This is a genomic window from Sporosarcina sp. FSL K6-5500, assembly GCF_038005665.1.
In the GTDB taxonomy this organism is placed as follows: Bacteria; Bacillota; Bacilli; order Bacillales_A; family Planococcaceae; genus Sporosarcina; species Sporosarcina psychrophila.
Genome location: NZ_JBBOTP010000001.1, coordinates 3,173,630 through 3,197,608, shown reverse-complemented (window position 1 = coordinate 3,197,608; position 23,979 = coordinate 3,173,630). Strand labels below are relative to the sequence as shown.

Below are 23,979 nucleotides of genomic sequence, written 5' to 3'. Positions count from 1 at the left end.
TTACAGACTCTTTACAATAAAATTCATGCAAACTTCACGAGAATACGTTATACTAGTATTGTCAGAAGATTTAATCTGACTTTTCAACTTTTTCGAAAGGATGTGCGTCGTCAGGGATAATTTCAACGTGCTTTAGGCAACATTCATAAGTCTCATGACCAAACCTTTTTGGAAAATGAAGATGAAGGGGTGATTCCACACTTGAAACCTGCAACTGATCGTATGCTTACACGCATAAAGGATATCTATTTTTATATCCTTGATAATGGCACTGTAACTACCGAAAACCTGGTCGAAGAATTTGGCATCACTCACCGTACGGTCCAAAGGGATTTAAATGTCCTTGAATACAACGAGCTCATTATGAGCCCGGTACGCGGTAAATGGACGACGACAGCAAAAAAAGTGAAGTTATCTTCGTGACCCGCACATGACCTAGAAAAGCAAAAAGCGCCAGCTCTCATACCTGCTTCACGTAGGTATAAGGGAGCTGGCGCTTGGAGCCTGTATATAACAAAAGCGGAAACGCCTGTTTAGCCCCAAAAAGTAGGAGGGATGCAAGTTCAATCCCTCCCGGTAGCCTTGCTGATAAAAGCACTCTTTGCCTTTAATCAGCAAGACAGAAACTGCATGACCCGCGTCGTGTAGGGCTAGGCGCTGGAGTCTAGACGTGAAATTTTCAAATGGTAACTTATCCCCAGTACGAGATTTCATTATTTTCTAGACAAACAATAAAGAGCTGAACCGTATTCTTAAACGGCTCAGCCCTTTTTATTTTCCAGAAATCTGCATGAGTTGCTGTAATTCCTCTTCCGTCAATTCCCGGTATGATCCAAGCGCTAAAGTTTCATCCAAAGATAAAGGCCCCATCGATAAGCGTTTTAAGTAAACAACTTGCTTACCAACCGCTTCAAACATTCGCTTGACTTGATGGTATTTACCTTCCGTAATCGTCAACTCGATTTCGGAAATATCCGCTGATTTCAATATGCGCAGCTGACCAGGCTTCGTCTCATAGCCATCATCCAGAGTAACACCCTCTGAAAACTGCTTGGTATCTTCTTCTGTAACAATTCCTTCGATATGAGCATAATACGTTTTCGGCACCCCTTTTTTAGGTGACAATAAGTTGTGCGCAAGTTTTCCGTCATTCGTCAGTAACAAAAAACCTTCTGTGTCTTTATCTAACCTTCCAACAGGAAACATTTCAAAAATGTTATATTCTTCATCTAATAAATCAATAACTGTCTGGTCCCTTTTATCTTCAGTAGCAGACAAGACTCCTTGTGGCTTATTCATCATTAGGTACATAAATTCTTTATAGACGACTTTTTGACCCAGTACCGTTACTTCATCCTTCACTGTATCTACATGCAGTGCGGCATCTTTCACTGCCACTTCATTAACCCGTACGGAACCTTTTTTCATCAAAATCTTTACTTCTTTTCGCGTACCAAATCCCATGTTCGACAATAATTTATCCAAACGCATTTTATTCCTCCTAAAAGCCTAATTTCTTGGTGAATCTAGTCAATCGCTCTCCGAACAATTTCTGTGCAAGCCCCGTTTTAAGCGATAGATAACCGTAAATTGCAGCACCAACTGTAGCGCATATCAAAATATACAAGATAGACTGCATTTTTCCGTCAGCAGGACTGATTGCTGTCAGTCCTTTCAATGTAAATGTGACAGCTATTAACATAATGACATTTAATATAGCGATAAGGATAAGTCTTCTAAACACCATCTTCGACCTGTAATTAAGGGTCTTAGTAATGATGACGATATTAATGCCTACCGCGACTGTATAACCAATTGAAGTCGCCATAATGGCACCATTCGTTTCAAATATTTTGATGAGCGGTATATTCAGTACCAGTTTGAAAAACAGTCCGAGTAATGAAGTGAAAACTATCCACTTATGTCGATCGATGCCTTGCAAAATGGCTGCTGTCACTGTATATAAGCCAAATAAAATCGCGACAGGGGCATAATTCGCTAGTATCTCTGCACCCATTGCATCTTTTTCATATAGAAATTGGTAGAACTCATTTGACAAAACGATTAATCCGATAACGATTGGTACCGTCAAGAACAGCATAATCTGATAGGTCTGATCAAGTGAATTTGTAATCCCTTTTTGATCATTTTTCGCATAATAACTTGTAATGACCGGAATAAGAGCCATTGAAAATCCTGTCGCAATCATGACAGGTATCATGACGACTTTATGCGTTAAAAAGTTCAGCATCGTTAAATAGATGTCAGTTACCTTTGCAAAGCCGATTGAAGACATCGCTTCGTTAAAAGTAATCATATCAACGAATTGATAAAGGGGATTGATAACCCCTACCAGGACGAAGGGCAAGATATAAGCAAATACTTCTTTGTACATGTCTTTGAATGAAACGTCACTTGATGAAGTACTATTCGCAAGAAGATGGTCGAATTCTGGTTTATAACTTTTCCAATACTTGAACAAGACAGCGAGACCCGCAAGCGCCCCGATAAACGCCGCAAATACCGCGAAGTTCACTGCAGTTTTCGGAGATCCATGCATGAAGTTCACGACAATAAACGCTCCTGCCAGAACGACAATAATTCGCACAACCTGTTCTACTAACTGAGAAACCGAAGTCGGCATCATTTTTTGATTGCCCTGTAGGAAGCCTCGCACGATACTCATAAGTGGAACGGCAAGCAGTGCATAACTGACCCAGCGAATCACATTTGCAATCTCTTCAATTGTGAAGATTTGTTCATCATCTTTACGAACAAGTTTCGCAATCGGTTCAGCTAAAAAGTACAGCGTTAAAAAGGAAAGTATTCCTGTGACTGCCATCACAAGCATCCCTGACTTTAACAATTTTCGTCCAGTTGCATAATCGCCACGAGCATTATATTTTGCTACGAATTTTGAAATCGCAAGTGGTGCTCCTGATATCGCGATAGCTAACGCGATATTGTATGGGATGTATGCATATTGATAGAGACCGATACTTTCTTTCCCAACGATTGCGTAAAATGGAATAACGTATAATAGTCCAAGCGCTTTCGATAAAAATAGACCTATTGTCAGTATAAAGGTCCCTTTTACAAGATTTGATGACATGTTTGATCCTTCCATTCTCCCTAAATCTACTTAACAGTTTACCCCCAGACGACGCTTTTCACAATGTATATCCGTCATTAGTGTGGAATAGAGAAAAACTGAAAGTGTGGTTTCCATTATATATGACGTCATCATATGATAATTAGTTAGTCAAACGTACAGACCAGTAAAAAAAGCGGGCAGTCGCCAAAGAAAAATCAGGCTACCCATCTCCACTGGATTCTGGAGAAAAGGCAGCCTAATTTTGTTCTGTATGTGTCTCTAATTACTAGGTAAACTCAGTATGATTCATCTCGTTTTATTTTAATGTTTTCGTTAGCAATCAGTACACCTTGCTTAAATTCTTCATAGTCAGGCTCTGTTGAGTTTAGGAAGCATGTGGTAGCAATTTTTTTCGCAATCAATCTCCTACCTTTTCTGACTACATCCATTCCCCCTGCATGGCTAATCAATTTATGATAGATGCGCTGACACTCTTTGTGTTGAAAAGCATCGTGTCTTATTTTCTCGTTCTCCGCGCTCGTTGGATACGACTGCTCTTGATATCCCTCTGGCTGACTTATATGCTGTTCAACTTCGCTATTTACTTCTCTAGTCATTCCGTACCCTCTTCCTATTCTTCGTCAAAGTAACTCTACTCTGCTTCCTCATCATTCCAATTTATCACAGGCACTATCCCAGTCTTGGGAAAGAAGTTTGCAAACACTTCTACTCGCACTATTCTTGAAAGTTTTATTGTTAAACCATTTTTAATTGTACCACATGCCGTCGTTATATTTTCTTCCATTTTGACCGCCCCTACTATTTTTCAATGATGCTGTGTTAAACTGTTATTTAATAATCCATTACCGAAAGGCTTGATAACACAATGACTACTAACCATGTTGATGTAGACGTCATCATCATTGGCGGGGGACCATCAGGATTGATGGCCTCCATTGCCGCTGCTGAAAACGGAAGGAAAGTTCTCCTTCTAGAAAAAGGTAAAAAACTTGGCACTAAATTAGCCATTTCAGGGGGCGGGCGCTGTAACGTTACGAATCGCCTGTCACAAGAAGAAATCGTTAAAAACATTCCAGGGAACGGGCGATTTTTATATGGTCCTTTCTCCGTTTTCAATAATGAAGACATCATTCGTTTTTTCGAAGGTCTTGGCGTTGCATTGAAAGAAGAAGATCATGGCAGAATGTTTCCTGTGTCGAACAAAGCAAAAGATGTTGTCAATGCATTGCTGACAGAAATGGATCGCTTACATGTTGAAGTGAGATTAGAAACGCGCGTTAAAAAACTTTTGATGGATGAAGAGCAAATTCTAGGTGTCAGACTCGATTCTGGCGAAGAGATCCGTTCACACGCTGTTGTTGTAGCGGTCGGGGGAAAAGCAGTTCCTCAAACAGGTTCAACAGGAGACGGTTATCCCTGGGCAGAAAAAGCCGGACATACCGTGACGGAACTTTATCCAACAGAAGTACCTTTATTAACAAATGAACCTTTCATTGTTTCAAAGGATCTACAAGGACTTGCACTTCGTGACGTAGCAGTATCCGTCCTTAACGCCAAAGGTAAAAATCTTATCACGCATCAGATGGACATGTTGTTCACCCATTTCGGCTTAAGTGGGCCTGCCATTTTACGATGCAGTCAATTTGTTGTGAAAGAACGTATGAAAAACGGCAACAAGCCCGTTGAAATGCGAATTGACTCAATGCCCGAGCTAAATGAAGAAAAAGTATTCCAACTACTCAATACCTCACTAAAAGAAGACTCAACAAAAGCAGTGAAGAATGTATTAAAAGGGATTGTGCCTGAACGTTGGATGCTATTTTTATTCGACCGGGCAGGAATTGATCCGGCTGAAACTGGAGCTCAGATGCTAGTAGAAAAGATTAGGGCATTAGCTAAATTATTGAAAGCATTCCCAATGAACGTCAATGGTACGCAGCCACTTGAAAAAGCATTCGTCACAGGCGGCGGAGTCTCCGTAAAAGAAATCGTTCCGAAAACGCTAGGTTCCCGCAAGAAAGAAGGTCTTTACTTCTGCGGTGAAATTTTGGATATTCACGGCTATACAGGCGGTTATAATATCACTTCTGCACTTGTTACCGGCAGGATTGCTGGGATGAATGCAGGAGAGCATGCAACCGATTTATAAACGTTGATTATGGAAAAACTTTATAATAGATTGTACGAACTAAACTACAGCTATCCGATACTGGACAACAAAAAATCCGCGTAAGAGGGCCAACCCTCTTACGCGGATTTTCTTTTTTAACCTACTGCAACAATATTAATCAGTCTTCCTGGAATCGCGATGACTTTTTTCACTTCTTTGCCTTCAAGAAGTACTTTCACATTTTCATCCTCTAGTGCAAGCTTCTCTAGATCATCCTTCGTAACGTCTTTCGATACGACGATTTTCGCACGTACTTTGCCGTTGATTTGAACAGCCATTTCAACTGTATCATCGACCAGTTTTGATGCGTCAAATGTCGGCCATTGTTCATACGTAATTGTATCGCTATGACCCAACTTCTCCCATAACTCTTCTGCAAGATGCGGAATAACTGGCGCTACCATTTTAACAAAGCCTTCAACATATTCTTTTGGAATCGAATCCACTTTATAGCCTTCGTTAATGAAGACCATCATCTGAGATATTGCTGTATTATTACGCATTCCTTCAAAGTCTTCCGTCACTTTTTTCACTGTTTGATGGTAAACTTTCTCAAGCGATCCGCCCGTTTTTCCACCGATTTTCGTGCTAAGTGATCCATCTTCATTGACGAACAGGCGCCAGATACGATCTAGGAAACGACGAGCACCGTCAAGACCATTCGTCGTCCATGCTTTTGAACCTTCCAAAGGCCCCATGAACATTTCATAAAGGCGAAGTGAATCAGCTCCGTGTGAATGAACGATATCATCTGGATTAACTACATTGCCTTTTGATTTCGACATCTTCTCATTACCTTCACCAAGTATCATCCCTTGGTTGAATAGCTTTTGGAATGGCTCTTTCGTATGAACAACTCCGATATCATAAAGCACTTTATGCCAGAATCGTGCGTAAAGCAGATGTAGAACCGCGTGTTCTGCTCCACCTACGTAGATATCTACAGGCAACCAGCGTTTCGCAAGTTCAGGATCGATGATCATTTCATCGTTATCCGGATCGATGTAACGCAAGTAATACCAGCAGCTACCCGCCCATTGTGGCATCGTGTTCGTTTCGCGACGACCTTTCATCCCTGTTTCTGGATGAGTCACATTTATCCATTCATCGATGTTTGCAAGTGGTGACTCGCCCGTTCCGCTTGGTTTAATATTATCCGTTACTGGTAATACGAGCGGTAAATCTGCTTCTTCAACAGGTGTCATTGTGCCATCTTCCCAATGGATAATTGGAATCGGCTCTCCCCAGTAACGTTGCCTTGAGAACAACCAGTCACGAAGACGGAATGTAACTTTTTTATCGCCTTTGCCTTTTTCAACAAACCATGCGATTGCTTTTTCGATTGCTTCATCTTTGAGTAATCCATCAAGGAAACCTGAATTGACGTGTTTTCCATCTCCAACATATACTTCTGCAGAAACGTCCCCGCCTGCTACAACTTCAATAATTGGCAGATCAAATTCTTTTGCAAACTCATAGTCACGCTCATCATGTGCTGGAACCGCCATAATCGCGCCTGTTCCATATGTTGCAAGAACATAGTCTGCAATCCAAATTGGCATCTTCTCGCCGCTTGCAGGGTTAATTGCGTAAGCTCCCGTAAAGACACCCGTCTTCTCTTTTGCAAGATCTGTACGTTCAAGATCACTCTTCATCTTCACTTCGTTTAGGTATTTTTCAACTGCATCCTTTTGTTCTGCAGTCGTCACTTTTTCAACAAGTTTTAATTCTGGTGCAAGCACTGCATACGTCGCTCCGAAAATTGTATCCGGACGTGTTGTAAATGCTTCAAATGACAAATCAGTTCCGTCAATTTCGAAAGTCAGCTGTGCCCCTTCTGAACGACCAATCCAGTTACGTTGCATGTCTTTCAAGCTTTCCGGCCAATCAAGTTCATCAAGATCCTCAAGAAGACGGTCTGCATAATTTGTAATTCGCAATACCCATTGGCGCATTGGACGACGCTCAACCGGGTGGCCGCCACGTTCTGACTTGCCATCGATTACTTCTTCATTCGCAAGAACTGTACCTAGTGCTGGACACCAGTTAACAGCTACTTCATCGACGTAAGCTAAGCCTTTATTGTAAAGTTGGATGAAAATCCATTGCGTCCACTTGTAATAAGATGGATCTGTCGTATTAATTTCACGGTCCCAGTCATAAGAAAAACCAAGATCATTCATTTGACGCTTGAACGTTGCGATATTTTTCGCGGTGAATTCGGCAGGATCATTACCTGTATCAAGCGCGTATTGCTCTGCCGGAAGGCCAAATGCATCCCAGCCCATCGGATGCAGGACATTAAAGCCTTGCTTCCGTTTGAATGAGCTCAAAATATCTGTCGCGATATAGCCAAGCGGATGCCCGACGTGTAGTCCAGCACCTGATGGATATGGAAACATATCAAGCGCAAAAAATTTCGGTTTAGACGGATCATCCATCATTTTGAATGTTTTATTGTCTTTCCAGTACTGTTGCCACTTCTTCTCAATTTGTCCGTGATTATAACTCATTTAAAATTCCTCCTTGATAAGTAGAAAAGCACTAAAAACAAAAAACTCCCGTCCCTTAAAAAGATAAGGGACGAGAGTAGTATAATTCCCGCGGTGCCACCCAAATTGACGACAAAGCCGCCCAACTTGACTCCTTAACGCGGAAAACGGCACGGGTTAATAAATCAATTGCGCCTCGGCGTAATTGCGTCCAGATTTTGAATCGAGCTTGCTCGATTGACTCCCTTCAAAATCTGTGACATCCGCCGGAGGCCAATTTGATTTGGCAAGGAGTTTGAACTCCTTGCCAAATCAAATAATTCACCAATGCAGGCTCCAAGGCGAGTTCATCTCTATCGTACAGGCTTCCACCAACCGCCTGCTCTCTAATAAACGACAGTAAAGATTACTACTCCTCTTCAACACCAAAGCTATTGCTATTAGTTTACCCGAATCATGCCACTTTAACAACAATCATTTTACGCCTTCAATAACATCCTTCACAATTAACACCGCTTCTGTCGAATCAATGACTTCTTGAATAGTGAATCCTTCGAACACTTCTTTCAATTCCAGTCCATCGGCTGTCACGTCAATCAATGCGCGTTCTGTAATGATTTTATGGACGACCGCTTTTCCTGTTAACGGAAGTGAACATTCTTTCTTAATCTTCGCAGAGCCGTCTTTCGCAACGTGATCCATAATAACGATAATTTTTCGCGCGCCATGAACAAGATCCATCGCACCGCCCATTCCTTTGATCATCTTGCCAGGAATCATCCAGTTAGCCAAGTCCCCTTTTTCAGACACTTCCATCGCGCCAAGTATGGCAACATCGACATGTCCTCCGCGAATCATCGCGAATGATTCAGCACTGTTAAAGTATGCTGAACCTGGAATAGATGTAACAGTTTCTTTTCCCGCGTTAATGAGATCCGGATCAACTTCATCAGCAGCCGGATAAGGTCCAATACCTAACAATCCATTTTCTGATTGAAGTACAACTGTTTTTTCAGGTGATATATAATTAGCAACGAGCGTTGGCATACCAATTCCAAGATTGACGTAGTTGCCGTCCTCGATTTCCTTTTCAGCCCGTCTTGCGATTCGTTCCCTTACATTCACTTCTCCCATATCACAATTCCCCTTTCCTTAGCGAGTCGTCAGACGCTCAATTCGTTTTTCTTGTTGCGCCTGCAGAAGTCCTTGGACATAAATGCTAGGTGTATGAATAGTCATTGGATCAAGATCGCCCGTTTCCACGATTTCCTCCACCTCTGCAATTGTGATTTTCCCTGCAGCCGCCATCATTGGATTGAAGTTTTGTGCGGTCTTGTTGTAAATCAAATTGCCGAACTTGTCGGCTTTTGCTGCACGAATAAGTGAGAAGTCCGCACGAAGCGCCTCTTCAAGAACATACTCTTTACCATCATAGACACGGATCTCTTTCCCTTCCGCAACGAGCGTTCCAACACCAGCCGGCGTGAAGAATGCCGGTATACCAGCGCCACCTGCACGAATCTTTTCTGCAAGTGTTCCCTGCGGCGTCAACTCAACTTCAATTTCACCTGATAGTACCTGACGTTCGAATTCTTTATTCTCACCAACATATGAGCCTATCATTTTCTTAATCTGTTTATTTTTCAATAGTAGTCCAAGTCCCCACTCGTCGACTCCGCAGTTATTTGAAATAACCGTTAAGTCTTTCACACCTTTTTCAACAAGTGCTAGAATGAGTTGTTCCGGAATTCCTACTAGTCCAAATCCCCCAACCATTAATGTTGCACCATCTTCAATCTGTGCAACCGCCTCTTTCGCTGATGAATAAATCGGCTTCATTTTACATCCCCCTTTGAATCTTTTAAAACTTACGTAATAATCCTTCTTCTCAATTAAATCAAACTCTACCGAATGTTGCAATGATAGTAGCGTACAGAAAAAAACGGAAAGCCTATAAGCGGCTTTCCGGTTGATAGCCGGCTTTTTTAATGGGCCGGTCGTATAGCAAGCTAGTGATGATTGGAATGATCATAAATGCTGTCAATATGAATAGCATCACTTGCATACCATATTGGTCTGCAAGAATTCCTCCAATAAATGGCCCAAACATCCGCCCCATTGTCGCAAAGGAATTGACAATTCCTTGATAAAAGCCTTCCCTTCCTTTAGGAGAAAGTTGGCTCGCAATGGTCGGCACAGCCGGCCAGACAAACATTTCCCCAAACGTCACAATCACCATTGCAACAATGAACATTGTAAATGAAGCTGCAAAACTGACTACAATATAAGAAATACTAAAAATAACAATCCCGATAATTATTTGCGTTTTTATTTTATTTTCCAACCTAGAGATGACTGGCTTAATGATTGGTTGTCCAATCACAATCAGCAATCCATTTATCGTCCATAACAAACTATATTGTTTCAATGAAATACCAAGTGATAATGAGTGGGTAGAAATTGTCGTCATCCACTGGGAATAGACAAGCCACATAATCAGATAACCGCCTGAAATGATAAGTAGCGCATAAAAAGGTGCTTTTTGACGAATTTTCTTATTCTCCTTAATGACACTTGTGTGACGATCAGGTGCAATTTCAAGTTTGCGGTAACCGAAGAAAGCGATAAAGAAAAAGACCACATAAAACACCAAATTCGCAGGGAAAATATAGTCAATACTGACCGAAGCGACAAGTCCTGCTAAGGCTGGCCCAATCGCCACACCGACGTTTTGGGCCAGGTAAATCGAGTTAAAAGCTTTCCTGCCGCCCTCCGGCCAAAGCGTCGCCATCATCGCATACATACTTGGAAAAATAAGACCCCCACTGAAACCTAGAAGCGTCAAAAACCAGATGTATGGTTGCCAGTCATGCCAAAATACAAGGCCAACAAGGCCGATGATTGAAATGATGATTCCAGCCATGATAGACTTAAATCCACCTATCCGGTCAAATAAATAACCGCCAAGCAAGTTGCCCACGACACCAGCTCCTGCATTAGCCATCAAGACAAGTCCAGCGACAGAAAGCGATTTCCCTAAATAATCGTGCATATAAATCGTATTTAGCGGCCATAGAAACGAGTTTCCCATGACATTAATGAACATTCCAATCACGAGAAGCCATACTTTTTTAGGCATACCCTACGCCTCCGTCCATATATAAAGTCAGTAAAAGTGTATGACTTTTTCTACATTCAGACAAGACCCATAAAATAAGTTCCATAATTCAGATGATGCCAGTACGGAAAAACATGATACAATTAGCTGTTAGAGGAGTGAATAAAGTGGATAAATTAAACTTACCTTTCCCTACTGAAGGGAAACGCTATCATACATGGTCACGTCACTTAAAAGATGAATTCGGATTCAAAGTAATGAAAGTTGCGCTTGACGCTGGATTTGATTGCCCGAACCGGGACGGCACTGTTGCTTTCGGTGGCTGTACATTTTGCAGCGTTGCAGGATCTGGAGATTTCGCCGGGGACCGCGTCGATCCAATCGACGTACAATTTGCAGAAATCAGCGAAAGAATGCACAAGAAATGGAAAGATGGCAAATACATGGCCTATTTCCAGGCATACACAAATACCCATGCCCCGCTTCCAAAGTTAAAAGAAAAATTCGAAGCGGCATTAGCGCAAGAAGGCGTCGTTGCATTATCAATCGCAACTCGTCCAGACTGCTTACCTGACGATGTTGTCGAGTATTTAGCTGAGCTGAATGAACGAACTTATTTATGGGTTGAACTTGGCCTACAAACTGTCCACGAAAAAACGGCAAACCTTGTCAATAGAGCCCATGATTTCAAATCCTACGTTGAAGGTGTCGAGAAATTGCGCAAACACGGTATTCGTGTCTGCACACATATCATCAATGGCTTACCGCTTGAGGATTATGACATGATGATGGAAACGGCACGTGAAGTTGCAAAACTCGATGTTCAAGGCATCAAAATCCATCTTCTTCATCTACTTAAAGGAACGCCAATGGTGAAACAATACGAAAAAGGCCAACTTGAATTCTTGGAGAAACAAGAATACATTGACCTAGTTGCTGACCAACTTGAAATTCTTCCACCAGAAATGATTGTCCACCGCATTACAGGTGATGGTCCAATTGAATTAATGATTGGCCCAATGTGGAGCGTCACGAAATGGGAAGTGTTGAATGGCATAGACAAAGAACTCGAACGTCGTGACAGCTGGCAAGGGAAACATTATGCAGGGGCGGTAGAATTGATTTGAAGCTACATCGCATTCTTCCCTTCGCAAGACAATTATTTAGTGAAACAGTCAATGCTGGTGAAACCGTTGTTGATGCAACTACCGGCAACGGCAACGACACACTCTTTTTAGCTGATCTCGTCGGTGAAAATGGACATGTTTTAGCATTCGATATTCAACAGGCAGCACTCGACTCAACAGCCGAACGACTCGGTAATTTAAGTGAACGCGTGTCACTAATATTGGATAGTCATGCAAACGTCGAAAAATATGTTAGCGGACAAATTGGCTGCGCCGTGTTCAACCTTGGTTACTTGCCGCATAGTGAAGATTTGTCAATTGTTACAAAAGCCGACTCTACAATCAAAGCAATCCATACAATGCTTGGGTTGCTGAAAAAAGGCGGTATCATAGCGGTTGCTGTCTATGATGGACATGAAGGTGGCGGAGAAGAGCGGGATGCACTTCTGGCTTATGTAAAAAACTTACACCAGGCTGATGTCCATGTCATTCGTTATGAAATGATCAATCAGCGAAATAATCCCCCGTTTTTGATAGCGATGGAAAAGATGAAGGATTTTATAACAGTAAAACTAGTTGAATGACAAAAAAAGGTTGCCCGATTGAAATAAAATCAGGGGCAACCTTTTTTCTGTTGTTTTTTAGTTTCTGATTGATTGAACAGCTTATATGCTTGGGACACATGCTATATGATCGGTCAGACCAGTTATATGATTGGTTCGCAACGCTATATGCTCGGCAATCCAGTTATATGATTGGTTCGCAACACTATATGATCGGCAAACCAGTTATATGATCGGGACGCGACGTTATTTGATCGGCAATCCAGTTATATGATCGGGACGCAATGCTTTATGATCGGCAAACCTGTTATATGATCGGGACGCAATGCTATTTGATCGGCAATCCAGTTATATGATCGAGACGCAACGCTATTTGATCGGCAATCCAGTTTTATGATCGAGACGCAATGCTATTTGATCGGCAATCCAGTTATATGATCGAGACGCGACGTTATTTGATCGGCAATCCAGTTATATGATCGGGACGCAACGCTATTTGCTCGCTTCTAACTTCAGTGTCAAAAATCCCGTAAATCAGCAATCGCACCTACTGTTTTGAAGTCTTCATTCACCATAAATGCAATCAATTGGCCAGCAGTTTGTTCAGCACTGCTTAACAACCCTTTTTCCTTATAGTCTATAAAACGATCAAGGAGAGGGAATGCCTCTTCCTTACTTCCCCGAATGGTTTCCTGCATTCCAGTATCTATAATCCCCGGCGCGATAGAAACGATGTCTACTGGGTGTTCCGCGCTCCCCTGCTCAAGTGCGACAACACGCGAGAAATGATCAAGTCCAGCTTTCGTTGTGCAATATGCTCCCCATCCTTCATACGCATTGCGGCCTGCTCCAGATGAGATGTTGACGATTCGCTTCACTCCTTTGAAGTTTTTCAAAGCCCCAATAAATGTATTGGATAAAATAATTGGTGCCGTCAAATTTAATGCTACTGCTTTTGTTATATCTTCCGCATTTATAGCACCCATTAATCCAATAGGGTCAACCATTCCAGCGTTATTAATAAGTGTGAATGACACCGCTTCTCGTGGGAAAACAGTGATTATCTCATCCATTAGCGCTTCCAGTTTCTCCGTTTCAGAAAGATCTGCTCTAATGAATTTTACACCGTCTAGTTTACTTATCGTGCGTGCAATCCCGATGACGAAATGCCCCTCACTACCTAGCTGCTTTGCAAGTTCAAATCCAATCCCTTTTGACACACCTGTAATAATATAGACGTTCATTTATTCCACCCCTCCTGCATGTATTTCAACCATTCTTTGAAATCGCTCTTTTTTAACGGCTCCTGTACTTACTCTATGAATTGGATAGCATCCCTTAATTCTGAGAGATTGGTCCCGAATCAATTCCCCTCATTGTTACAGTCGACGATTAATGACTCGTTCAGAAAGCACAGCTCGATTTTCTCCAAATTTTTTATGAGCACAAATATATCGAAATCTATTTCCGAGACTTCTACTCCCACTCATCTTTTTCTTTATTGTATCATCCGAATTGACTGAATCACAGTCACCCAGTCAGTTTCGAAAACTATTCAAAATCGAGTAGGAGGGAGTGATTAACTCCCGACCTCTCACACCACCGTACGTACCGTTCGGTATACGGCGGTTCAATTAAGATTGATAACGCAAAGTTTCGTAACGTGACAGTAGACTTTTGAGCCCTTGGGAACTCCAGTAGGAGTTTCCGAGGGTTCTATGTAATACGGGACTTTTAGAAATTCTCCAGTAACTTTTACGTGAGTTACCCCATTCGTATGCCTTATCTTTCGGCGCACCTAATCCAATGAGTTTCCTCACCTTCGTACTTGGCTTTTTCCAGTTCTTCCACATACACATCCGGAGTCTTCTTTTAATCCAAGAATCGAATTTAATGAACACGCTTGGCGTATCTGCCAATGCGAAATAGCCACACCAACCCATCAGATATTGATTGAGTTTCTTTATCCGATATTCCATGGGATAAGGTTTCTTCCTTGAAGTGATTTCGCGAATTTTATTCTTCATCCGTTTCACACTTTCTTTGGCGATGCGAACCTTCGGTTCTTTACCATTGGTGAAACTGAATCCGAGAAATTTCCTCTTCCATGGACGGTCAACTGCAGATTTACCCAGATTCACTTTCAACTTAAGTTTCCCTTCAATAAATGAAGTGACAGAACTCATGACCCTATTACCTGCTCTCTGTGTTTTCACATAGATGTTACAGTCATCAGCGTATCGGACAAATTTATGTCCTCTTTCCTCCAATTCTTGGTCTAGTTCATCAAGGACAATATTGGAAAGTAATGGACTGAGTGGGCCACCTTGCGGCGTACCTTCCTCACTGGTTGTCACGATACCATTTATCATGATTCCTGATTTCAAATAGTCACGGATTAGCTTAAGCAGACGTTTGTCTTCGATTCGTTTCGAAAGTGTTCCCATTAACCTATCATGGTTCACTTTGTCGAAGAACTTCTCCAAGTCTATATCGATTACCCACCGATTACCTTCCTGTATATATCCTTTCGCTTTCCTTATTGCGCCGTAGGCGCTTCGCTTTGGTCGAAAACCATAGCTATGGTCGGAAAACGTTGGATCATACAAAGTAGATAATACTTGGGCAACGGCTTGCTGAATGAGACGATCCGTCACGGTAGGGATACCTAATAACCGCACGCCACCGTCAGGTTTCGGGATTTCGACCCTGCGGACAGGTTGCGGCTTATAAGTACCCTCAAGAAGTTCCATTTTCATGGATTCCCAGTGTTCCAAGATGTGCTTTCGTAGGTTTTGTACGGGCATTTCATCTACACCATGGCTCCCTTTATTGCGTTCCACCCGTTTCAGGGCAGAAAGCAGATTTTCACGCGACAGTATTCGTTCCATCAACATTGGTTACGCCTCTTTCCGTGAACAACGCTTCTTCTTATACCAGCTCTGCTCCACCATCTCGAAGTCCCCCGTGGGATTCACCACTTCCTCCTTCAAGCATGCCTTATCGGTTATCTGTGTTCTTCGCAGGTTACTGAATGCCAAGATGTTGTTCTCTCTTAATTGTTCAGCCCTTCCCATTCTTCTCGAGTTCGAATGGTACTATGGCTTCTGCTGACTTCTGATTGTTCAGCTACCCATCACTGAGTAGGTTACCAAGTGTACTTGGCGTATCAATCAGACCTCCCCAGGTAAGAACGTAGTCTTTCCCTCCACCTATCTGCTTCATTTACTACATACGACCTTCGGCAGAAAGGGCTTTGTTTTGTTTGGCAAACTCACCCAATCGTACATAGCCTTATATGAAGTTCGTGTTCCTCAGACCGGAGGTTTGCTGCTCGCTTCCTTCAGATTCCACGTCACCATGGACACCCTTGCGTTAAGCTAACTGTTACTTCTGCCTTCACAGTTCGGGACTTGCACCCTATAGACTACACCCATGCTGGGCGCACCAAAAAAACAACTTCCCCGAAGGAAAATTGTTTTTCAATTTTAAACTTAGATTTTAATAACACCGATCACAATAGCGATTGCCAATAGAACAACACTGAAACCCCACATCATCATAAATGAATAACGGATATGACGGCCCATTTCAAGCCCTGCCAATCCTAGTGCAAGCCATAGAGCCGGAGATAAAGGACTGACAAACGTTCCAATGATATTTCCGATAATCATAGCATAAGCGACAGAGAGTGAAGATACTCCAAAACCAGTTACAACCTGATCGACAATCGGAAGCAATGCGAAATAATAGGCATCCGTACTTAGCAGTAAATCGAATGGAACACCGAGCACTCCTATGATGATGTGCAAATATGGAATGATGAATGCGGGCAAAACAGTCACAAGATCTTTTGCAATCGAATTCAACATATCCGTCCCATTTAGAATACCTAAAAACGAACCTGCGGCCAAAATGATCGTTGCCATAAGAATCGCACCTGGTGCATGATCTTTTATGCGCGACATCTGGTCCTGTATATTAGGATAGTTAATAGGTAAAGCAATACTGACCCCAATCATAAATGCGAATCCAGCTGGAATTACGCCCCAGACCAAAACACCGATTACACTGATTGCTAATATGACGTTTACCCAATAAAACCTTGGTCGGCTCAATAACTTTTCCGCGACCGTATCTTGACCCTGATTAACATTTACCGGCAATTCAAGTGAGTCATCTACGGACATGGATTTTTCATCCGCTAATATATTTTTCGCGATGCGACGTTTTTCACGAAGTCCAAGTAAAACTGCCAAAACAACTAATAATACTAGGCCGATTATTTGAATCTTAATGAGTGGTCTCCACAGTTCAGTGACATCCATATCAAGCACTGCCGCGGTTCTTCCTAACGGGCCAGCCCAAGGAACCATATTCATTACACTTGCACTTGTTCCGACCAACATGAGCAACAAATAGGGACTCATCTTTAACTTTTTATATAACGGGAGCAAAGCGGGGATTGTAATTAGGAACGTCGAGGCTCCTGAACCGTCCAAATGAGCGATCGCAGCAATGATGACAGTACCAACAGCCACTGCAATAACATTTCCACGAGTAAGTGATATCATCTTATCAATGAGAGGGTCGAATACCCCTACATCCTGCATGATTCCGAAAAACAGTATCGCAAAAATGAACATGACAGCAACACTGAAGACAGATTGCGTTCCACTTGTGAAAAACTCACCAATTTGTTCGAAGTTGAATCCTGCACTGAACGCCCCCACTATCGGAACAAGTACTAGCCCTACAATTGGAGAGACTTTGCCACTTATAAGTAGCACAACAACAATGAGTATTGTAAATAAACCAATAATACTAAGCATAATTTCCTCCTTCTAGTAAACGGCTGTTTACTAATGAAAAGGAAGTTCACATAGTGTAAGCGGATACATCAATTTTCACAACGATTGAAAATTTGTTTCGACAGACAAAATGATCACTCTCTTTTTCAAAGTTTTCTATACTCAGAAACTTATCATAAAGAGGTTAGAAAAATAAGTTTAATTAAGTAAAAACATTATTGATCTTTCTGTGTGTTTTGTTCATTTTGTCCACGGTATGTATTTTCGTTCAGGCCGCCCGATGTCTCCATATTTTAATTGTGCTTCTGCTTCCTTAACCGACACTAAATACTCTAAATAACGTCTTGCGGTTGATCGACTTACCCCCACTCTTTTGCCAGCGTCCATTGCCGTAACGCCAGAATTATCGGTTGCCTGTATAACATCTTTTATTTTATCTAATGTAATTTGGTCAATTCCTTTCGGTAACTTTCCTATCGCAACAGTTTCAATCTTTTGGGATGTTTGCAAACCTGTCAACCAATCGATTTCATCTTGTTCAAGCTCTTCCCTTGAAGTCAAAAGGACGTGCTGATTACTGAAACGTTTCAACGTCTGTTCAAAACGGATGAAATCTGCAGGTTTCACAATATAATCAAAAATCCCGCCACGTAACGTTTCAGCAATGGTCGTTACCTCCTTAGCTGCAGTCACCATAATGACGTCAATTTCAGTGAACTCTTTTCGTAATTGCCAAAACAGACTCAATCCTTCGGTATCAGGTATATAGACGTCTAATAAAATTAGATGTGGCAACTTCGCTTTGTTCCGCAATAAAATCAATGCTTCTTCCGCAGTTTTAACAACTTCCATGACAGTAAACCCATCTACCCGATTGACGGATTGACGATTTATTTCAGCAATTCTAAAGTCGTCTTCCACTATTAATACTTGAATTGTTTCACGCATTGTTTTCTGTCCCTTCAAGTGGATTTTTCGGTATGGAGACAACAAAACAAGCTCCACCCAGCTCTCCTTCTTCTAAATAGAGTGCTCCATTCACTTCGGCTATTAGCTGTTTCGTCAAAGCAAGCCCGAAACCACGATTCGTGCCTTCTTTCGAAGTAAATCCTTGTTCAAATATCTTTTGAGCTAGCTTCTCAGTAATTCCTTCTCCTGAATCCTCTATTTCAAAAATGATATCATCACCTATATCAGTGAAAAAAATCGATATCTTTCGGTTTGAGGAAGGATTCTTTTTCACTGCGTCCATTGCGTTATCAATTAGGTTCCCTATTGTTGTCAATAACACCTCACTTTTCTTCTCAGATAATTGATTTTCCAATATACTATCCTGGTGAATTACCAAATCTATACCTGATTCATTCGCCTGATTTAATTTCCCTAATAAAATTCCACTTATTAGCGGATCTGCTACTTTCCTTATCAATATACGAATCCAGTTTTTTTGCAAGTTACTTTCTTTTTGAATATAATCAATAACTTCCTTTTTCTTTCCCAGTTGTAGTAAGCCGAGTATCATATGTAGCTTGTTTGAGAATTCATGGGTTTGGGCCCTTAATGCATTTGCGTATTGTTTAACCCGAGTCAGCTCCTTCGTTAACGACTCAATTTCAGTCTTGTTCCTAAAAGTGGATACCGTCCCGATGAACAGCTGTTCAAAGTAGATTGGAACAGTGTTTATGAAAACACTGTTATTACCTATCACTATTTCCTTATCAGATAGCCCGTTTACGTCATTCAACAACACGGATAAATGTTCAATTGGAGATACTTCTGTTATTTTTTTACCAACGTAATAATCTGATGCAATCTGTTTATCGAATAATAAAAGTTGTGCAGCAGAATTTATCATCGTGATCATTCCATTTTGATTTAATGCAATAATCCCTTCATGCGTCGACTGAAGAATCGTTTCTTTTTGGATCAGCAAATGGGTTATTTCCTCTGGTTCTAATCCATATAATACTTTTTTAATATACGATGCAATGATGATTGCACCGATAACTGCAACTCCTGCAATGAGCAACAAGACAATCCATAACTGACTATTATAGTTATGGATTATAGTTTGCATATCATTAGCTAAAAAACCGACAGATACGACACCGACAATGTTCCCGTCAAGGTAAATGGGTACTTTCGCCCTTAATGAGCTGCCTAATGAGCCGATCGCTTTTGAGAGGTACGATTCACCACGCACTAATGCCCTCTCATTGTCTTCCCCCATCATTTTCCCTCCGACTTTAGCGGCTATAGGGTGAGCATACCTTATTTCTTCCGCATTTCCGATGACGATGAATTCAGCGCCAGTCACCTCTTGAATTGGTGCAATAATCGGACCGATGATTGACGCAGGATTGTCATCCTTAAATGCATTAACCAGTTCGGGGATATGTGCAACGCTTTCAGCAACGCCGAGCGCCCGATCTCCCATCTGCGTTTCTAACATATCAGATATAAAATAATTCATAAAGACCCCGATGACCAAGACGATTGCGATGATTAATATACCAATGAGAAGAATCATTTTCAATTTCAAATTAACTGTTACATTTGGTTTGATATGGGGATTTTTTATGTCACTTTTTTGGAAATAGATCATTGCTTGAAACTCCTTAAAGTTCGATTAATAGGTGAATACGAAATATAGCAGACAGGGCTATGAATAGCAATGTACCGATATGTATTATACATTTTATGTTTCATACTCCTTTACTTCAATAAGAAAAGCGACAGGCTCCCTTTAAGACGCGACAGGTATAAGTCGGACAAAGGGAAGGCAGTCTAAGTTCGCGACATCATGTCGCAACGACTGCATACCTGCATCCTTGCAAGCACGACGTGGTGTTCTTTGACACATAGCTAGATTACTTATAACTAGAGCGGTTAACGCCTGAAGTCTAGACACTGTTCCAAATCTAAAAACTTATCCTTTCAAGAACAAAAGCGTAAGCGCCTGTTCATCCCCGACAAGCGCTCTTTGCCTTTACCTACAGGCCAGAAGTGACTCGAGGGGCTAGGCGCTGGAGTCTAGACGTAAAATCTCTACGTTACAACTTATCCACAGTACGAGATTTCATGATTTCCTAGACAATAAAAAAAACTTGCCTAATCGATCAGGCAAGCTTTGATAGTGATTATTCGACTATTGTTATTTTGACATTTTTTCGCCCCCACTTATAGGCCTCGCTTTTCGTAGGTATAAAAACATCAATTTTATTTCCTTTAATCGCTCCTCCAGTATCACCAGCAATCGCGTATCCGTACCCTTCTACGTGTACTTTCGTTCCAAGTTTAATAACATTCGGATCGACGGCGATCACTTTTAGATCTGAGTTTTTTCTTAAATTTATGCCCGTTTTTGTGATACCGGAACAACCATTACAATAAGCTGTATATGCAGTTGCCGAGACGGTAAATTCTTTGACGGCATTCGTAGACGTTGACCGTGATACAGCTTTTGATGCGGGCTTATCAGCTGCTTTCTTAGATTTCTTAGCGTTTGAACCGATACTAAGTTTTTGATTCGGGAAAATGAGATCCGATTTCAAATTATTCCACGACTTCAATTTCGCTACTGTTGTATTATGCATTTGAGAGATTTTGTATAATGTATCGCCTTTTTTGACTTTATACGTTGCTGATGAAGCGAAACCCTCATTTGCTCCGCTAATTAATAAGACAATCGTCAGGATTAATGTCAAAAGTATGTTTTTCATTTACTCGTCTCCTTGTATTTTATTCTCAGGAGACAGCTTGCCCAAGTTGTATGACAATAACATTACAACGAGTTGTCTTTTTCATTACAAAGAGCAAGCAAGATTAAGTGCACACTTTGACTGTAAATCGACGCATAAAAAGCGCCAACCCTCCAATCGGAAAGTTGGCGCTTTATCATTTAATTCAGTATTTTTATCGTCACGTTTTTACGACCCCATTTATACGCTGCCTCTTTTGTCGGGAAAAATACATCAATCTTGTTTCCTTTGATTGCGCTTCCCGTATCACCGGCGATTGCATATCCGTAGCCTTCCACATATACCTTAGTTCCGAGTTTAATGACACTTGGGTCAACAGCAATGACTTTGACATCCGGGTTACTTTTCAGATTAATACCTGTTTTTGTTACTCCTGAACATCCATTGCAATTGGCCGTAAATGCACTGGCCGAAACAGTGAATTCTTTGACAACATTATCAGAATCGGATCGAGATGGTGTTTTCGCAACTGATTTAACCACTTTTTTCGGTGCTGCTGCTTTTTTAACTACTTTTGCCCCAGAAGCGACTTTCAGCTTCATGTTCGGCTGAATTATATTTGACTTCAAGTTGTTCCATGATTTTAATTTGGAAATGGATACGTTATGCATCTTAGATATCGTGAATAACGAATCACCTTTTTTAACTGTGTAATTTGGCGATGCTGCCCAGCTTACATCTGCTCCGCTGACCAATAATGCAATCGTAAGAATGAGGGTCATTAATAATTTTCTCAATTACTCTACTCCCTGCTATTTAGTCTATACTTATAATAGCAATCGACTATTACAGGAACATTACAGAAAGCTGTCTTTACCATTACAATCAGTATGTGTATTATTACATGCAAAGAGGTGTCTGCAATGAAGACGATTACTATTCGTAGAGCGGCAAGGAACGATGCCGCGGCCATAACTGACATACTTATAACGAGTCAATGGTTTACATACGACAAGCTTTATTCCAAGGATTATATTACTAAAATAATTGACCAATATTACAGCGTGCAACGTATTGAGCAAGAAATCGTCTCTATTAATGAACAATGGCACGGTTATTTCATTGCTGAGTCAAATGGAAAAATCGTCGGTGCTATCGGCGGCGGAATGACTAGTAAAACTGCTGGAGAAGTATATGTCTTTTATTTAGACCCTTTAATGCGAGGAATGGGTATTGGCACACGACTTCTCGACTTCTTTACTAAAATACAGAAATATACGTATGGCGCAAATGAACAATGGGTTTCCGTCGCCAAAGGAAACCATTATGGCATTCCCTTCTATGAGGCTCGCGGATTCATCTTCCAGCATGAAGAACTTGCATATGGAACTTCTAAAGAGGATCAAGATATCTCTCTGAAATATAAGCGCGACATTACATAAAATAAGGTGGATTTAATGACTACAATCTTAGGGTATATCGCAGAAATGATTCCTTATCTATTCATCGCTTTGCCAATCATCCTCATCACCCGCATCATTTACAATAAAATACGCGGATACGTGAAACTTCATGTCTACCATGAAATTGGTGTTGTCATCTTTTTATTATTCATGACGGCGTTATTTTCACAAACAATCCTGACGTTTCTTTATACAGGACCGGTCGTTACACGCTCATTTTCGAATGTAAATCTTATTCCTTTCAGGGTTTTTCAAGATAATTATTATGCCATTACGGAATTGAATTTCTGGCAGCCATTTATTATAAATTTTTTAGGTAATATATGCATTTTCATGCCCATTGGTTTTATGATTCCTTTATTATGGAGCAAATTCAATCGATTTTGGAAAGTTTGTTTGATTGGGTTAAGCATATCTCTTTTTATCGAAATAACGCAGTTGTCCCAAGCCAGAAGTAGCGATATTGATGATTTATGGTTAAACACACTAGGTAGTATGATTGGTTACTACGTGTACATTGTTATGAAAAAACGCTTTCCGAAGACAAACCATCTTTTTAAAAACAGAAAAATTCACTCGTAATATATTGCATATCTTCCAACTGACCTTACTTTATTGTATACTAGAGCAATAATGACAAATACAGGATGGTGATTCAAAATGCCGGTACCGACAGATCATACGAAGCCACTTCGAATTTCCGCAAAAGAAAATGCATTTAACCAACTCCAGCAATGGATTATAGATGGCACATTACATCCAGGTGAAAAGTTAAACGATACAGAACTTGCCGGGGCGCTCGGGGTTAGCAGGACACCTATTCGTGAATCGTTGCAATTGCTTGAAGTGCAAGGGTTTGTGAGAATGTATCCTGGGAAGGCAACGCAAGTAACGGAAGTCGATAAAGAATCTATCACAGACCTCCTTCCCCCCCTCGCAGCATTGCAAGCCTTATCCGCTGAACTTGCAATCCCGCAGCTTACAGAAGAGACGATCGCCTTACTTGAAAGTACGAATAGAATATTTGCCCATGCAGTCTATACTGAAGATTACTTTTCTGCTTTAAAAATCGACGAAGAGTTTCATCAGATTATCGTTGACGCAGCGGACAATCCATACATCATAACTATGGTCGCTTCACTTCAAGCACATGTCAGAAGATTATTCTTCCATAACTCTATTATCTTAACTGAAAAATCGATTGATGAGCATGATAAAATTATCAATTCAATGAAAGAACGGGATCCTATAGCTGTTTCCTCAATTATGAGTGGAAACTGGCTACGTGCGATTGAAGAATTTCATTCTCTCAAATCAAATTAACACATGTATTGATTAACCCAAAAAACAGTAAATAACTTGATCAAACACTAGACGCTTTGTGTACAGTTATGTTTGAATTGCTTTGGATCGGAGGAC

At 41.1% G+C, this 23,979-nt stretch carries 22 protein-coding genes and 1 other annotated feature; of the genes, 7 read left to right on the top strand and 15 right to left on the bottom strand.

The features are described from left to right. The first annotated feature begins 201 nt into the window (after positions 1–201). On the top strand, positions 202–423 hold the full coding sequence (locus MKX62_RS15365; protein WP_067207480.1) for a DeoR family transcriptional regulator: 222 nt from the start codon (positions 202–204) through the stop codon (positions 421–423). Between the two features lie 348 nt (positions 424–771). On the opposite strand, the gene MKX62_RS15360 is transcribed toward MKX62_RS15365, so the two are convergent. From MKX62_RS15360 to MKX62_RS15345, 4 genes are all read right to left on the bottom strand, one after another. After that, on the bottom strand, positions 772–1,491 hold the full coding sequence (locus tag MKX62_RS15360) for a pseudouridine synthase (protein ID WP_187047281.1): 720 nt from the start codon (positions 1,489–1,491) through the stop codon (positions 772–774). 10 nt (positions 1,492–1,501) lie between these two features. Further along, positions 1,502–3,112 carry a putative polysaccharide biosynthesis protein gene (locus tag MKX62_RS15355; RefSeq protein WP_187047280.1) on the bottom strand — a complete coding sequence of 537 codons (1,611 nt, stop codon included), beginning with the start codon at positions 3,110–3,112 and terminating at the stop codon, positions 1,502–1,504. 278 nt (positions 3,113–3,390) lie between these two features. Continuing rightward, entirely contained in the window at positions 3,391–3,711 is a 321-nt protein-coding gene (locus MKX62_RS15350; RefSeq protein ID WP_187047279.1) for a hypothetical protein, read from the bottom strand. Between the two features lie 35 nt (positions 3,712–3,746). After that, positions 3,747–3,899 (bottom strand): hypothetical protein, encoded by a 153-nt coding sequence (locus MKX62_RS15345; protein WP_156475988.1) that lies wholly within the window; start codon positions 3,897–3,899, stop codon positions 3,747–3,749. An 81-nt stretch (positions 3,900–3,980) separates the two neighbouring features. Between MKX62_RS15345 and MKX62_RS15340 the strand changes: the two genes are divergently transcribed. After that, a complete protein-coding gene (locus MKX62_RS15340) occupies positions 3,981–5,264 on the top strand; it encodes a BaiN/RdsA family NAD(P)/FAD-dependent oxidoreductase (protein ID WP_340741793.1) in 1,284 nt (427 codons plus the stop codon). 116 nt (positions 5,265–5,380) lie between these two features. On the opposite strand, the gene leuS is transcribed toward MKX62_RS15340, so the two are convergent. The 4 genes from leuS to MKX62_RS15320 form a co-directional block, all read right to left on the bottom strand. Further along, the gene (gene leuS / locus MKX62_RS15335; protein ID WP_067207470.1) at positions 5,381–7,798 is read right to left on the bottom strand and encodes a leucine--tRNA ligase; all 2,418 of its coding nucleotides are present in this window, start codon (positions 7,796–7,798) and stop codon (positions 5,381–5,383) included. A gap of 63 nt (positions 7,799–7,861) precedes the next feature. Beyond that, positions 7,862–8,209, bottom strand: a binding site (T-box leader). 42 nt (positions 8,210–8,251) lie between these two features. Continuing rightward, positions 8,252–8,911: a 3-oxoacid CoA-transferase subunit B gene (locus MKX62_RS15330; protein ID WP_067207467.1), complete on the bottom strand. Its 660-nt coding sequence runs from the start codon at positions 8,909–8,911 to the stop codon at positions 8,252–8,254. An 18-nt stretch (positions 8,912–8,929) separates the two neighbouring features. Further along, positions 8,930–9,616, bottom strand: a complete 687-nt coding sequence (locus MKX62_RS15325; protein WP_340741792.1) for a CoA transferase subunit A — start codon at positions 9,614–9,616, stop codon at positions 8,930–8,932. A gap of 112 nt (positions 9,617–9,728) precedes the next feature. Continuing rightward, the gene (locus tag MKX62_RS15320) at positions 9,729–10,916 is read right to left on the bottom strand and encodes an MDR family MFS transporter (protein ID WP_067207461.1); all 1,188 of its coding nucleotides are present in this window, start codon (positions 10,914–10,916) and stop codon (positions 9,729–9,731) included. 146 nt (positions 10,917–11,062) lie between these two features. Here MKX62_RS15320 and MKX62_RS15315 point away from each other — a divergent pair, with 146 nt between their 5' ends. Further along, positions 11,063–12,022: a TIGR01212 family radical SAM protein gene (locus tag MKX62_RS15315; RefSeq protein WP_067207459.1), complete on the top strand. Its 960-nt coding sequence runs from the start codon at positions 11,063–11,065 to the stop codon at positions 12,020–12,022. After that, entirely contained in the window at positions 12,019–12,606 is a 588-nt protein-coding gene (locus tag MKX62_RS15310) for a tRNA (mnm(5)s(2)U34)-methyltransferase (RefSeq protein ID WP_067207456.1), read from the top strand. Before MKX62_RS15315 ends, MKX62_RS15310 begins: the two co-directional genes overlap by 4 nt. 497 nt (positions 12,607–13,103) lie before the next feature. Here MKX62_RS15310 and MKX62_RS15305 read toward each other — a convergent pair whose 3' ends face one another. The 7 genes from MKX62_RS15305 to MKX62_RS15275 form a co-directional block, all read right to left on the bottom strand. Continuing rightward, positions 13,104–13,829, bottom strand: a complete 726-nt coding sequence (locus MKX62_RS15305; protein WP_340741791.1) for an SDR family NAD(P)-dependent oxidoreductase — start codon at positions 13,827–13,829, stop codon at positions 13,104–13,106. Positions 13,830–14,219: 390 nt separating this feature from the next. Further along, positions 14,220–15,482 (bottom strand): group II intron reverse transcriptase/maturase, encoded by a 1,263-nt coding sequence (gene ltrA / locus MKX62_RS15300; protein ID WP_340741359.1) that lies wholly within the window; start codon positions 15,480–15,482, stop codon positions 14,220–14,222. 597 nt (positions 15,483–16,079) lie between these two features. Further along, entirely contained in the window at positions 16,080–17,417 is a 1,338-nt protein-coding gene (locus MKX62_RS15295; RefSeq protein ID WP_067207450.1) for a CitMHS family transporter, read from the bottom strand. A 219-nt stretch (positions 17,418–17,636) separates the two neighbouring features. After that, positions 17,637–18,344 carry a response regulator gene (locus tag MKX62_RS15290; RefSeq protein WP_187047272.1) on the bottom strand — a complete coding sequence of 236 codons (708 nt, stop codon included), beginning with the start codon at positions 18,342–18,344 and terminating at the stop codon, positions 17,637–17,639. Beyond that, positions 18,337–20,001, bottom strand: coding sequence for a sensor histidine kinase (locus MKX62_RS15285; RefSeq protein WP_340741790.1), 1,665 nt, complete (start codon positions 19,999–20,001; stop codon positions 18,337–18,339). Before MKX62_RS15285 ends, MKX62_RS15290 begins: the two co-directional genes overlap by 8 nt. Before the next feature lie 535 nt (positions 20,002–20,536). After that, positions 20,537–21,118 carry a 3D domain-containing protein gene (locus tag MKX62_RS15280; RefSeq protein WP_067207444.1) on the bottom strand — a complete coding sequence of 194 codons (582 nt, stop codon included), beginning with the start codon at positions 21,116–21,118 and terminating at the stop codon, positions 20,537–20,539. 179 nt (positions 21,119–21,297) lie between these two features. After that, positions 21,298–21,894: a 3D domain-containing protein gene (locus MKX62_RS15275; protein WP_067207441.1), complete on the bottom strand. Its 597-nt coding sequence runs from the start codon at positions 21,892–21,894 to the stop codon at positions 21,298–21,300. A gap of 126 nt (positions 21,895–22,020) precedes the next feature. Between MKX62_RS15275 and MKX62_RS15270 the strand changes: the two genes are divergently transcribed. The 3 genes from MKX62_RS15270 (at position 22,021) to MKX62_RS15260 (ending at position 23,883) form a co-directional block, all read left to right on the top strand. Then, the gene (locus tag MKX62_RS15270) at positions 22,021–22,539 is read left to right on the top strand and encodes a GNAT family N-acetyltransferase (RefSeq protein ID WP_067207438.1); all 519 of its coding nucleotides are present in this window, start codon (positions 22,021–22,023) and stop codon (positions 22,537–22,539) included. A 15-nt stretch (positions 22,540–22,554) separates the two neighbouring features. Then, a complete protein-coding gene (locus MKX62_RS15265) occupies positions 22,555–23,142 on the top strand; it encodes a VanZ family protein (protein WP_082786518.1) in 588 nt (195 codons plus the stop codon). A gap of 78 nt (positions 23,143–23,220) precedes the next feature. Then, a complete protein-coding gene (locus tag MKX62_RS15260) occupies positions 23,221–23,883 on the top strand; it encodes a GntR family transcriptional regulator (protein WP_067207436.1) in 663 nt (220 codons plus the stop codon). The last annotated feature ends 96 nt before the right edge of the window (positions 23,884–23,979 follow it).

Excerpts from the sequence above, each read along its gene's own strand:
- MKX62_RS15360 (WP_187047281.1), bottom strand. The coding sequence starts at position 1,491 with ATGCGTTTGGATAAATTATTGTCGAACATGGGATTTGGTACGCGAAAA.
- MKX62_RS15355 (WP_187047280.1), bottom strand. The coding sequence starts at position 3,112 with ATGTCATCAAATCTTGTAAAAGGGACCTTTATACTGACAATAGGTCTA.
- MKX62_RS15350 (WP_187047279.1), bottom strand. The coding sequence starts at position 3,711 with ATGACTAGAGAAGTAAATAGCGAAGTTGAACAGCATATAAGTCAGCCA.
- MKX62_RS15345 (WP_156475988.1), bottom strand. The coding sequence starts at position 3,899 with ATGGAAGAAAATATAACGACGGCATGTGGTACAATTAAAAATGGTTTA.
- MKX62_RS15340 (WP_340741793.1), top strand. The coding sequence starts at position 3,981 with ATGACTACTAACCATGTTGATGTAGACGTCATCATCATTGGCGGGGGA.
- leuS (WP_067207470.1), bottom strand. The coding sequence starts at position 7,798 with ATGAGTTATAATCACGGACAAATTGAGAAGAAGTGGCAACAGTACTGG.
- MKX62_RS15330 (WP_067207467.1), bottom strand. The coding sequence starts at position 8,911 with ATGGGAGAAGTGAATGTAAGGGAACGAATCGCAAGACGGGCTGAAAAG.
- MKX62_RS15325 (WP_340741792.1), bottom strand. The coding sequence starts at position 9,616 with ATGAAGCCGATTTATTCATCAGCGAAAGAGGCGGTTGCACAGATTGAA.
- MKX62_RS15320 (WP_067207461.1), bottom strand. The coding sequence starts at position 10,916 with ATGCCTAAAAAAGTATGGCTTCTCGTGATTGGAATGTTCATTAATGTC.
- MKX62_RS15305 (WP_340741791.1), bottom strand. The coding sequence starts at position 13,829 with ATGAACGTCTATATTATTACAGGTGTGTCAAAAGGGATTGGATTTGAA.
- ltrA (WP_340741359.1), bottom strand. The coding sequence starts at position 15,482 with ATGTTGATGGAACGAATACTGTCGCGTGAAAATCTGCTTTCTGCCCTG.
- MKX62_RS15295 (WP_067207450.1), bottom strand. The coding sequence starts at position 17,417 with ATGCTTAGTATTATTGGTTTATTTACAATACTCATTGTTGTTGTGCTA.
- MKX62_RS15290 (WP_187047272.1), bottom strand. The coding sequence starts at position 18,344 with ATGCGTGAAACAATTCAAGTATTAATAGTGGAAGACGACTTTAGAATT.
- MKX62_RS15285 (WP_340741790.1), bottom strand. The coding sequence starts at position 20,001 with ATGATCTATTTCCAAAAAAGTGACATAAAAAATCCCCATATCAAACCA.
- MKX62_RS15280 (WP_067207444.1), bottom strand. The coding sequence starts at position 21,118 with ATGAAAAACATACTTTTGACATTAATCCTGACGATTGTCTTATTAATT.
- MKX62_RS15270 (WP_067207438.1), top strand. The coding sequence starts at position 22,021 with ATGAAGACGATTACTATTCGTAGAGCGGCAAGGAACGATGCCGCGGCC.
- MKX62_RS15265 (WP_082786518.1), top strand. The coding sequence starts at position 22,555 with ATGACTACAATCTTAGGGTATATCGCAGAAATGATTCCTTATCTATTC.
- MKX62_RS15260 (WP_067207436.1), top strand. The coding sequence starts at position 23,221 with ATGCCGGTACCGACAGATCATACGAAGCCACTTCGAATTTCCGCAAAA.